Here is a 12,886-nt window from a genome sequence, read left to right as displayed (position 1 = left end):
CGGTGTCATGCATCTGATGGCAGTTGAACCGAGGGCGGAGAGCATGCGCCAATGAAGTCCGTTCAAAGGATCCTAGAAGCACGAGGCTTAGCGGAGCCCGATGGTCGACCGTTATATGCGTACAAGGTGACGGTCAATGAGCTTGCTGCGCTTCACGGCGATCTCGTCGAGCACCTTCGCTTCTGCTCCACCGTCAAGCATCGTGCGGCTGCTGCGTTCTGCCTTTTCGCCGCCGAGAGCATCAGCCGAAGCGACGGAACGCAATGGTGGGCCTGGGATTCTGCTGTAATGAATCTGGGTAGACAGCTTGAGCAATCGGACATCCGTGACGCAGTTCAAGAAGGGCTCCGTTTTTGGAAGCGTCAGCTATGGCGCGGCGACGCACGACGGGAGTTTCTCGGAACGCTCGTCAGCGAAGGCGGACTTCCTCTGGCTCTTCTCAAGGATGACGATGGCCGCCTTCGCCCGTTTTTTCGGGAGCTCCTGCGACGGCATGAAATGTTTCCCGACACGGACCTCGTGAAAGAAGCAGAGGAACTCTCGGCCGGTTTGCCACGCCGAATGCAGTATTCGGTCGTTTTCGATCTCGCCGCGAAGCTCGTGCGCGCAGTCGCTCAAATGCGGCGCAACTGTGAGACGACCAGCGACTCGACGAACGTCGATCTCCCCCTCCGGCTCGACGACGAACCCGCTCGCGCGCTGCTTGAAGGTCTGCGCGCAGAGCCCCAGATCTCGGTCCGCGCCGAGCGGGGGATCGTCGTGAAGACGATTCTGCACCAGCGCACGGACCTCCTGATCGGTCGACGCATCGATCTGCCTCCGCGGCTCAGCAGAACATGGATCGCTTCGACTATCGGGCTGAACGAGACCGAGGAACTCCCGCCGCGCCTCTACTTCTCGGTTCAAGTCGCGAGTGGTTCACGAAGCCAAGTTGCTGTAGGCACCCTAGCCGATGACAGCTACGTCCTGCGTTCCACGCATACGCGCGACATCGTTCGCTCTGCCATCGCAACCGAACAAGTGAGCTGCATCATTTCCACAACGGAAGGCGACCTTGGTTCGTTCATTCCACGAGGAGGTGAGGCACTTCCGGACGGTCCCTGGGTCTTCGAGGACGAAGCTTCGGAGTGCGCCCTGCGTGCGACGACCTCGTGCCGCCTCCGCGCGGCTTCGCTTCTCGTTGCTGTTCCGACTGAGGGGACTTCTGAGTGCGCTGGTCTGCTCGACAACGTTGGCTCGCTCCTGAATCACGGGCGCGAAGTCGTCCGGATCTTCGGAGCCTTCATTTGGCGCGATGGGGAAGACGAAGTCGTCGTCACTCCTCAAGCGGAGGCTGATGATGCTTTTCACTTCGAGCTCCGCGGCTCTCGGCCCGCCCTGGTTCTCGACCCCGATCTCTGGCGGGGAAGACCGGAAATCGTCGAAATTCGCTCGCCCATCGTCGCGCGCGTACCGGCGGCAGAGCTGCGCTGGCGCCGACGTGGCGCTCGATGGTCGGCGGACATGCGTCAGGCGCTCGGAGATGGAGAGATCGGCGTGGCTCGCGGCGGCGTCATCGTATTTCGCGCCCGCGTTCACGTGTTGCCGGACGACCTGCAGATCGCAATTCGTTCGGGCACGCTCAACTCTGGCAGCGTCACGATCGAGAGCAAGGCGCTCATCGACGTTGGTGTGGAGCCGCTCGACGGCGTGACCACGGTGACCCGCGCCGACGCGAAGGGTTTCAGCATCGTCGTCAGTGTCGAAACCAGTGTTCCTCCGTCGACGCTCCAATTGGTGCTTCGCATGGAAGGAGGCTCTCGAACTGAGCTCACTATGCCCTTCCCCATTAAGAATGCGAGCTTCATCGGGCGCAACGGGCGATTTCTTGCAGATGGTGCAGCGGCCGTGTCGCTCGATGAGCTCGCTCATGTTCGCGCCGTCGTCACCGGCGGGAAGGCCGGCATTTGGTCCATCGATGTTCGTCACAAGACAGGAACGTCTCGACTCGTCGGGTTGCGGGAGACCGCCAAGGGGAGCGGCGTCCTCTCGTGCCATCTCGAGCCGCTCCGCGATGCTCTTGCGGCGATCCTCGCGGAGGACAGCAAACTCGATCACGAGGTGACGTTGAAATTGGTCGAGGAAGGCCGTAGCGTCCAGGGCGCCGTCTCACTCTTCGTCCGTCGCTACGACGCCTCGCCCGAACCGCGAACGGAAGCCGACGGATCGCACAGCGTGGTCCTCGAGCCTGGAGCCGCGCAGTTATTGGGTCCAGAAATCGTGGCGTTGCTCCGTGCGGAGGCCGTGCAACTCGATCGCCTCGACGAACCGGCGATTCCCCTCCCTCAGATCGGACCTGGACAATGGTCCGTGACGGCGGCGAACCTCCACGCGGGAGCCTGGCTTGTCCTGTTGTATCAACGAGACTATCTTCGTGCCCGGCCGCTTCGCATCACGGTTCCTGGCGCCGCAGAAGACGTGCCCACGGGGACCATGGCCGCGGCGCTTCGCGAGGCTGATGAAGAGCGCCGGCGAGATATGCTCGCCCGAGCCGTCGTAGCCCTTCCTGATGACGGAACTGGCGTCGACTGGGATGCTGCCCGGCCGTTTATCGCAAAACTTGGAGTATTCCCTGCGTCCACGTTTGACCTTCTGGGGGCCGTCAGCCGCTGTCCTCGTGTCGCCGTCCTCTCGCTTCTAGAATCCGCCAATCGCGATCGCGTCTGGTATGGACTCGAAGAGCTGCCATTTCTCTGGGCCGCAACTCCTGTTGCCGATTGGCTTCATGCTATCGGCGCGTACAAGGAAGCCCTGAGATCTCAACTTCCCAGCGACATCAGCATCGAGATGATCTTGCGAGAGAGCGCGCCGGATCTTTTTGGCTCGAGCAAGCGCACGATGTTTCTCGATGTCATTCATGACGCGGCGTATCTCGTTCACAAGCATATCCCCAAGCCTGGCGAACGGTGGGTGTTTAACGCGACAAACCCGTCTTTCGCGGCGTCCAGAGTGCCAGTCTTCTCTCACTACTTGCAGGAATTAGCGCGCCGCCACGCGGAGAACGACTGGTGGCCCACGAGCACTCCGTGGGAGGACATGACGAGCTTGCCCGTGCTGGCGCCCTTCGTGAACGAGATCCGCGGGTTGGGCAGGTTCAAGCAGAACGTGCTGATGACGCCGCTCGTCCTCGCGGGAAAGACGGCGGCAGGGGACGCGCGATGCGACCTCTTGCGCTTGCGCCAGGTTCGAGATTTCGACCCCGAGTGGTTTGATTTTGCCTACGCGATCGCGCTTGCGGTCGTGCTCGGAAACCGCCGTGCCCGGAAGGAAGCCCCGTTCCATGACTGAGCCGTTCTTTTCTCGCCTCGCCCAAGAGCTCGTCGTCCGATCCGCACGAGCGACGATCAGTCAAGCCAGTCCGGCGAACGCGCCGCTTCTGCATCATCTCCAGGCAACGCTCGAGGCCGACGCGGGTGCAGCCGGGAGCTTTCTGGCTCCGCCGCTGTTCGAGGCACTCTTTCGATGGGAGAGCGCTGATACTCCACTGGAACAAATTTCGTTTCTCGAGAAGGAGCTCGTGGCGGCGATGGACCAGCCACCCAAGGAGCTTCAGGACGAGTATCGCTTTCCTCGCAGCCGCGCGCCCTACAAGCATCAGCTCGCCGCGTGGACGGCGCTCGAGGCGACACCCGCCCGGTCCGTCGTCGTTCGGACCGGGACGGCAAGTGGGAAGACCGAATGCTTTCTGATTCCGATCCTGAACGACTTCGCACGCGAGCTGCGCGGACTACCACAGACATCCCCGCTCGTAGGCGTTCGAGCCCTCTTCCTCTATCCTTTGAACGCGCTCATCAATAGTCAGCGCGACCGCCTCTCCGCGTATACCGCCCGCTTCGGCCGCAGGATGCGATATTGCCTCTACAATGGCGCGACGCCGGAGACGGAGCCGAAAAGGCTCGCCCAGGTGGCGCCCAACGAGGTTCAGTCCCGGAAAGAGCTCCGCGAGGAGCCGCCTCCGATCCTTGTGACCAACGCGACGATGCTCGAGTACATGCTTGTGCGCGCGAAGGACCGGTCCATCCGCGAGCAATCCCGCGGTCGTTTGCGCTGGATCGTGCTTGACGAGGCGCACACGTACATCGGCTCGGCAGCGGCGGAGCTGGCGCTTCTGTTGCGGCGGGTAATGCACGCCTTCGATGTAACCCCCGAGAACGTTCGCTTCGTGGCGACCTCGGCGACCATTGGTGATCAGGAAGCCGAGGTGCAACTTCAACAGTTCCTCGCAGACATCGCAGGAGTCGCTGTGGACCAGGTCACCGTGATTGGTGGCCGCCGTGTCGTCCCTCCGCTCACAGAGCAGCTGACATCTCGGGACGAGCCCCGTCCTTCGGTCGAGGCGCTCCAACGACTCACCGAGCGTGAGCGATTCGACGCCCTCGGAAGCGTCGCGAAGATTCGCACCCTCCGCGAGCGACTCTGCGAGCCGGGGACTCCGCCTCTGAACCTTGCCGAAATTGCCGCGCACCTGGGTGATGGCAATCGAGCGCTCCCGCACACGATGGTCCTCGCGCTGCTCGACGCCGCTAGCTCGGCGAAAAATCCCACCGGCGAGCACTTGCTCCCGCTCCGTGGCCACTTCTTCGTCCGCACGTCGCCTGGTTTGTGGACGTGCCTCGATTCAAAATGCGCCGGCCGAAAGGGCACGAAGCTCGACGACGCCGCGTGGCCGTTCGGAAAGGTCTTCCTCTCCCATCGCGAGCGCTGCGATTGCTGCGATTCGCTGATCTTCCAAGTGGTACTCTGCACGACGTGTGGAACCCCCGCGCTTCCCGCGCGCGATCGGACGGGAACACTTACGCCTCGTTTGCTCGATGAATCGCATACCGTCGACCTCGACACGGACGAGGAGAGCGATGACGACGACGCGGACGCAGGGATGGGCGCAAAAGGAGCGAGTAACGAGCTGATTGTCGGCGAGAAGCACGGGGCGACCATTCCTTTCAGGCCTCTCAACGCGCGAACCGGAGAGCCTGCTGCGAGGGGGTCTACCATCGTTCATCTCGCGAAGTCGGAATCGGGTGAACCCGAATGTCCTGGCTGCGGAGCACGGGAGTCCAAGACGCACGTACGTTTTCGCCCACTCCGACTCGGAGCCCCGTTTTACCTTTCTGTCGGGATCCCTGCGGTGCTCGAGCGCCTTCCAGCGGAAGAGAAGACGCAGCCTGCCGAAGGCCGTCGACTTCTGACGTTCAGCGACAGCCGGCAGGGCAGCGCACGGTTTGCGGCTCGGCTTCAGCTCGACAGCGAGCGCAACGAGGTCCGCGCTTTCGTCTATCACACTCTCTGGAGCCAGCGAGCGCCGCGGAACCCGGAGCGCCAGAGTGAGCTGAAGAAGGAAATCGAAGGGCTGCAGGTGGCCGCCGCGGTCCCCGCTGTGAAAACGGTCATCGATCAGAAAGTCGCCGAGCTGAAGAAGCTAGAGGCGCTCGATAGCCATCCGGTCGCGGAGATCCCGTGGAGTGAGCTCGCGCGCCGCTTGTCGGAATCCCCCGAGGTGGCATGGATGGCCGCTTCCCAAAAATTTCGCTATGCGCCAGCGGCGCTCGATCGGGCGGAGCTGGCGAACATGCTCTTGTTCCGTGAGCTGTTGCGTCGTCCGCGTCGCCAGAATTCATTGGAGACCATGGGGCTTGCGTCACTCGGATACCCGGCAATTGAGGCGATCGCGCATGTACCTGCCGTGTGGCGCCAGTATGGGAAATCATTGCCCGAGTGGCATGCGTTCTTGAAGCTGAGCATCGATTTCTTCGTGCGCGCGATGACGGCGCTGGAGGTACCGCGGAATCTGAAGCGGTGGCTCGGGCTCTCGATGAGCTTCACTAGAATCGTCGAGCCGGATGCCGATGGGGTTCGCAACAAGACGTACCCCTGGCCTCGACTCGGACGCATCGGGCGGCCTTCTCGGCTAGCGCGCTATCTGCTCAATTTTCTTCGGGTCGACGCTGAAGACACGAGCGAAGGCGGACCTCGAAGTGACGTCGATGTGCTGCTGCGAGAGGCGTTTCGCGCGCTGTGTCACTCTGGAATATTTAATCAAGACACGGATGGATTTCGCGTCGATCTAGCGAAGCAAGCGACGGTTCGTCTCGTCTTCGAAGCATGGTTATGCCCGATCACGCGCCGCATCCTGGACACTACTCTCGACGGCATCACGCCGTATGAGCTGGGTGCGCTCGAAGCTGGGGAGCGGCGGTGCGAGCGCATCGAGCTGCCGATCCTCGCAGCACCATTTCGTCGGGTCGGGGGGATCGAGCAGCCGGCGGCGGAGCTCGAGCGGTTGCTCGACGCTGATCCGCGCACCGGGATAGCCAGGGCGAAGGGGGTATGGGGGGAATTCGCCGACCGCATCGCGCTGAAGTCTCCGACGCTATACATCCAGAGCGGCGAGCACTCCGCGCAACAGACCAAGAGTACCTTATCTTCGCTGGAAAAGCGCTTTAAGTCCGGCAACGTGAACGTCTTGAGCTGTTCGACGACGATGGAGATGGGTGTCGACATCGGCGGACTGAGCGCGGTCGCCATGAACAACGCGCCCCCCGGTCCCTCGAACTATCTTCAGCGCGCGGGCCGAGCAGGGCGCTTCGGTGTTCCCCAGTCGATCGTGTTGACGATGTGTCAAAGCACGCCCCACGCTGAAGCGGTGTTCCAGAACCCGAAATGGCCGTTCGAGACTCCAGTTCACGTGCCGAGAGTTTCTCTCGAAAGCGCGTCGATCGTTCGCCGGCACGTCCATTCGCTGTTTCTCTCACGCTTCTTCGAGGTCGGGAATCACTCGGCACTCGACCTCGAGTGCAAGCCGTTCTTCGTGAATCCGGTCGATGGTGTGTCTCTTGCCGGGCGGTTTTCGAGCTGGCTGCGAACCGATGCTCAGGCGGACACGGAGTTGAAGCGTGGACTTTTGATGGTGACCGCACGTACGATTCTCGCGCTCGGCGAGGACGCCGTGGGTGCTACGTTTTCACGGGCCGCGAATGACATTGATGCTCTCGCTGATGGCTGGCGGGTCGAGTATGACATGCTTCGCGCCGAGATCCGCGAGTCCGGAGCGGATCCAGACGCGCCCAACGCAGCCCGAGATGTCGTTGCCCGCGCCCTGATCCGCCAGTTGAAGCGGCTCGAGGGAGAATACCTGCTCCGGACGCTGGCTGATCGGGCGTTTCTGCCGAGCTATGGTTTTCCGCTCGGCGTAGTTCCGTTCGTTAACACGACAGCGGAACAGCTGAAGTTCGACACGGAGGAGCCGACGAAGGCAGACGAGGATAACGTTGCGCAGCGTCGTAGCTATCCATCTCGTCCGCTACCGGAGGCGATTCGTGAGTATGCCCCGGGAGCGTCAATCGTGCTCAACGGCATGGTGTTCAAGTCAGAAGGGGTAACGCTCAACTGGAAGACCCCGGTGAATGATCGTGCAGTCGCAGAGACCCAGGCGATTCGTTTCGCCTGGAAATGTAAGGCCTGCGGGGCGGTCGGCACTAGCCGCAATAAACCCGAGCGTTGCACGCGATGCGCGAGCGAGGCCCTGAAAGAGACGCGGTATCTCGCGCCTGCGGGCTTCGCCGTCGATATCCGTGCGACACCGACAAATGATCTTTCCACGCAGCTCTTTGTTCCGAGAGAGCCGCCCTACGTTGCAGCGAACACCGATTGGCGCGCACTCGCAAATCCCGCTACGGGATTCGTTCGCCATGATCCCGAAGGGAACGTTATTTTCTTGAGCGGCGGCGCGAGAAGGCGGGGATATGCGCTCTGCCTCCGGTGCGGTCGCGCCGTGGAGCCCGAAGGGGACCAGACTCCGGAGGCTGCCCTGAACGAGCACCGTCGTCTGCGCGGCGGCAAAGAAAGGGATGAAACTGCAGTTTGCCCGGGCAACGATCAGCCCTGGGCGTTCGCCAAGGTGTTCCTGGGCGGCGCCGCCCATACCGACGTCGTGGAACTCTTGCTCCACGATCCCGTCTCGGGGAGCCCCCTCGGCGACGCCACGGTAGCAACCGGGCTTGCGATAGCCCTCCGCGACACGCTGGCGCGGCAGCTCGGTATCGATCCTCGAGAGGTCGCATGGGCGATTGGCGACGGACAATCTCCCACCGGACAGTCGGGGAAGTCGATTCTGCTTTATGACCGCGCGACTGCCGGGGCTGGCTTCGTCGCGAATGTCCAATCGCTGCTTCCTCGACTTCTGCGGGGTGCGAGCGATATCTTGTCCTGCAGCAAAAACAAGTGCGACCGTTACTGCCATGGCTGTCTTCTCGCGTTCGATACGCAAGAGTTTGTCGAAAACATCGACCGCCACGCGTCGCTTGCGTTCCTGAGTGAAAAGTTCCTCCTCGCGATGGAGTTGCCGGACACGCTCCGGTATTTTGGTCCGGCGACGATATCGGAGAGCGCGGATGCCACGAACGCCATCGTGAGCGAGCTTCGACGCTGCCATGCCGAGGAGTTGCGCATCTACACGACGGGGCCGGCGGCGGAGTGGGATCTCGCGCGATGGCCCCTCGATCGCATGCTCGTTCAGCTGGCGTCCTCGGGAACCCGGGTTCGGTTGATCGTGCCCGAGGAGATCGTAGCCGATATGGAGTGGGACGAGGCGGCTGCGCTGGCTGCGCGCATAGAGGCCGCTGGAATCGAAGTGTTCACAGCTCCCCGCGGTGGCGTCCGATGCGGAGATTTGGACGGGTCGAGCGGATGGCTGCTGGCAGAGATTTCTGGCCCGCAGCGGTCGGTTCGATGGGCCGTCTCGGACCCGAGCCAAGCTCGGCCTGATGCGAGCTGGGGCGCGACGGTGCTTAGCGAAGTAGAACGAGCCGCTTGCGTTCGATCGAACAGCGACAAGCCCCTCGAACCGCTGATGTTAGCGCCGCTCGACCGCGCAACGCTGGACAAGGCGCGTCCTGGAGTGTTCCGAGAGGTGACCATTCGTGGCGCGATGGACGGCGATATTGCGACTGTCGGGCGACGTTTCTGGGGGCAGCTCGCGCTCGACAACCTCGCGCTGGCGGAGCGCCTGGCTCGGAAGCAATCGTTGCGTTCAATCACGTATGGCGACCGCTACATCGTCTCACCACTAAACGCGGCGATCGTCTACCACGTCATCATGCATCTTCGCGACGCGGGCGCGCTCACCGACGCAACCTCCGTCCGCATTCAGACCTGCGAAGCCTACAACGACCGGAACGAGGCCTCGCTTCACGCCGACTGGTATCGCCCACGAGAACAGCGCGAGGTGCTCGATGCGCTGTTTGCGGGAGTCGGTGCATCCACCATCGAGATCGGCAAGCGTCGCCACGCTGCTCACTTTCGCCAACTCGAGCTCGTCTGGGACGACGACCGTAAGATGACTATTCGGCTCGACCATGGATTGAGCTTCATGAAGACGACCAGCTTTACTCCCTATCGCTTTGGTGAGCCGGGATCGAAGCAGGCAGAGGCGATCCGGAAATTGTCGGCTCTCGTGAGGCAAGAGGCAGGAACGACGGTGCCAATCTACGTCAGCGGCCCTGCCTGAGCGGGGGCCGCGTTCATGCTCTCTTCGGCCTCGACACGAGGCTGGTTCAAAGGGCCTCCACGAGAGTCTGAAGCATCCTCAGCGCTGCCCTCGCGCCGGCCCGATCCGCAGTCGCGCGACGGCCACCATGAACTCGTCGGCCAAGGCTCGCGCGAGATCGATGTGGTGTGTATGGGAAAACACAGCTTGCTCCGGTAGTGCTTCGTGGGCGTCCGGGGGACCGCTGGTCAGCGGGTCATGGGCTCGTTCCGTATGTCGCTCGTCGGTGCGCGAGGGAGATGTGAACAATATCACGCTCAATCGAGTTGCTCGTGCAACCCCGTGACGCCCCCCGGCCGGCCGATGGGGAGCAAGAAGATCACGGATCTCGAGTACCCGCCGGGGAAGTGCAAGCGCCGTCACGTGGTTGCTGCATGGCTCCTGCGAAGGCACCCGCAGACTGATCAAGGAACACGCCGCGCGCCAGTGACGAGCGCTCGCGAAGCCAACACGGCTGAATGCACAGACGTTGCATGCCCCGGTGGAGGCTGTCTAGGTGCGCAGGCGGACGCCCGTTCAGCGGAAACTTTCGGAAAGGTTCAGTGGCTTCGGCGCAGCGCACGTCTCTGCGGCTGGACACATGCTTCGCTGCATCCTGATCATCCTCTGCTTGCCTCTCCATCTGTCCTTGGTGGTAGGATGTTGGCATCCATGGATGGTTGGGAGACTCTCCTGGTCTGGAAGTTCAAGGGGCCCCGGTTCGATGACCACGGCATCGAGCTGAGGGACTTGGCCGTCATGGTCCATCTCCGCGAAACGATCGTGGAGGCTGCCAAGCAGGTTTGGCGCCAGGAGAATCCGGACAGCAAGCGGTTGCCGGATAATTTTGAAGATAGTATCGTTCTGAAAATATTTGAAATCGGCAAGGGCAGTGCCGCGCTCGCGATCCGCACGCCCTTCGTCGAAGAAGCTCCGGCTCAGCCAGATAAGCAGCAAAACTTGCCGCAGGTAGAGACGACGAGGCCACGACCGAAGTCTAACCGCCCGAATCTTCGCAAGGCCGTCGCCCATGTGGCCTTGGCCTCATCGGAAATCGTAGGCGGGAAAGTGCCTGCAACCGATATTTCACAGGGCGCAGCCCGGCATCTGCGCCATATTACCGGATCGCTGGGACCCGACGAGGCATACGAAGTAGAAGTGCCAGTCAGCGCCTCACTTCGACATGATCTGCCGGCAAACACAAACAACGCGGTTGAAACGACCAAGGCTGCAAGCCTTCCCGAAGACGCAGCAAGCGGCGAAGCGCAAGCTGAGCCTATTAAGTTGCTGCTGCAATCAGGCGACACAAAAACATTTGCCGATTACTCGTCAAAATTATCGCAGCAACCCCTGCAGCCCTCTTTGTCATCAGAGGGCGTGCTCCTGCATGATGCCGAAGATCCTGTAAACGTCGTCGGTACGATTACGCGTGCGGATATCGAGAGGCACGATGGTGCAATAAAAATCGATGGTCACGCCGTTCCCATCGAATTTACGCCCGAGCAGGAGGCTAAAATCACGAAGGCGTTGTACCTCCACGCCTCAACCCAATTGCAGGTGATCGGGCGGGGGAGGTACGATCGGCGCAACGGCACGCTACTTCGTATCACCCGTGTGGATCAGTGTGTTGAGGTGCCATTCACAGAGGCACAGCTCGAGCTTGCTTTCGGTCAGGATGGACAGGACCCATCGCCGAGCATCGTGGCGCCGCCGGATGCGGCTGATAGCCGCGTGGAAAGCTCCGCACCGGCCGAGCACCAAACGATGGCCCCCGCCGACGAACCCCCCTCCGGCGTCGCGGTACCTCCGGATGCGGCTGATACGGGCAGCGTAGAGCGTCCCTCGCAAGTTGAGGACCACACGATAGGGTCCAGCCGAGAACCATCCCCGCGCGTCGTGGAGCCTCAGAATGTGCCTGAGCCGGGCGCCGCGGAGCCGGGGACGCCCCCCGAGCCTCAACCGCCGGATCTCAAGGACCTGGCATGGGAGGCGCCTTGTGAGGCCATGTTCGAGCATCTGGCACAGCATGATCCGGGTAGGCTCTTGAAAATGCTGGAGGACGGCAGCTTGCGCCCCGGACATCTGACGCATGCGGCGGAGGCGGCCGGCGCGATTACTGAATCGGCAATCGTCGCGCCCGTACTCTTGCGCCTGTTGGGTCATAAGTCGCCACTGGTGCGGGAGGGGGCGTTGTACGGACTGGCATCGCATCTGACTGAGGAAGTCATGGGGCGCATTCGTGCTGTTGCCGAGTCAGATCCAATCGAAGAAGTGCAGGATGCGGCGCGTAGTGTGTTGGAGGACGGCTGATGTTGCTGCTGCGATGGCTCAAGCGGCGAGCCGCATTCCGGGAAGAGGATTTTGAGGACACTCTTCTGGCAATCTTCTACACGAAGGATGGCAAGCCTGATACGTCGCTATCCGTGTACGAGATAGCTGGCGAGGCGCCACAGGTGGTGCAGACGCATGCAGAACATGCCATCGGGTGTCTATCTTCTCCGCCAAGGCAATTCGTCAGTGTTGATGTGGCTGGCTTTAGTGGGCCGAATAAAGCCACAACCCAGGGGACCACCGGGTTCAAATTTACTGCCGACGCCCATAGAGAACTGCGCTTCGATAGCGCGGATGCTCTGCGAGCGTTTGTTCGCGGGTTGTGCGACGCAAGCCCCCATCGAACCATAGAGTCGCCTTCGCGGGAAATCCGGAGCTATGCCAAAGACAGGCAGGCGGCGCAGGATCCTGAGTGGGTGGGAGTATGCGTGGGAAAAAAAGATTGGGAGAAGTGGATGCGCAAGAAAGATGACGAAGGTGGCGGCCCCTCCCAAACCCCAAAGAGCGAGTCAACTGCCGCCAGGCCCAGCGGGAGCGAGCCCAGCGGAAGCGACGTGATCGCGGCAGATGTGCCCGCCACCGAGCCAAGCGCGACCATGCACGGCGGGAGCGAGCCTCGCGGTAACGAGGTGATCGCGGCTGAGGTGTGCACCACCGAGCCCGGCGCAACCGAGCTAAGCGCGATCACGAGCAGCGGAAGCGAGCACAGCGGCAGCGAGGTGATTGCGGCTGAGGTGCGCGCCACCGAGCCAAGCGCCGCCAAGCCCAGCGCGGACAAGGCTACGTTTCCGGAGACGGGCTGACAGCAGCCACGGTCGATGACCCATTGGGTTCCCCGCGCGTACCTCAACCCCCGTTGTATCTCGCCCCGGGATACCTCCTTTTTCGAGAAACGCTCCTCCACATCATTCCCGCGAGATCGCTCGCCGCAATACGGGCGCCGTTCAACGCTTTGGCACCCGATTCGCCCCCCTGCGTTTCGTTCCGTCGGTGTCG

General features: G+C 62.1%; 4 protein-coding genes. All 4 read left to right on the top strand.

The features are described 5' to 3' along the window. Positions 1-51: 51 nt before the first annotated feature. Entirely contained in the window at positions 52-3,327 is a 3,276-nt protein-coding gene (locus tag GF068_RS40690) for an STY4851/ECs_5259 family protein (protein ID WP_240808145.1), read from the top strand. Further along, positions 3,320-9,541 carry a DEAD/DEAH box helicase gene (locus GF068_RS40685; protein WP_153824951.1) on the top strand — a complete coding sequence of 2,074 codons (6,222 nt, stop codon included), beginning with the start codon at positions 3,320-3,322 and terminating at the stop codon, positions 9,539-9,541. The genes GF068_RS40690 and GF068_RS40685 overlap by 8 nt, the downstream gene beginning before the upstream one ends. 690 nt (positions 9,542-10,231) lie before the next feature. After that, a complete protein-coding gene (locus tag GF068_RS40680) occupies positions 10,232-11,869 on the top strand; it encodes a HEAT repeat domain-containing protein (RefSeq protein ID WP_153824950.1) in 1,638 nt (545 codons plus the stop codon). After that, a complete protein-coding gene (locus tag GF068_RS40675) occupies positions 11,869-12,693 on the top strand; it encodes a hypothetical protein (protein WP_153824949.1) in 825 nt (274 codons plus the stop codon). The genes GF068_RS40680 and GF068_RS40675 overlap by 1 nt, the downstream gene beginning before the upstream one ends. The last annotated feature ends 193 nt before the right edge of the window (positions 12,694-12,886 follow it).

It is taken from the genome of Polyangium spumosum (assembly GCF_009649845.1).
Lineage (GTDB): Bacteria > Myxococcota_A > Polyangia > Polyangiales > Polyangiaceae > Polyangium > Polyangium spumosum.
The sequence above is the reverse complement of the archived record's forward strand: the minus strand, read 5'-3'. Positions and strand labels throughout refer to the sequence as shown.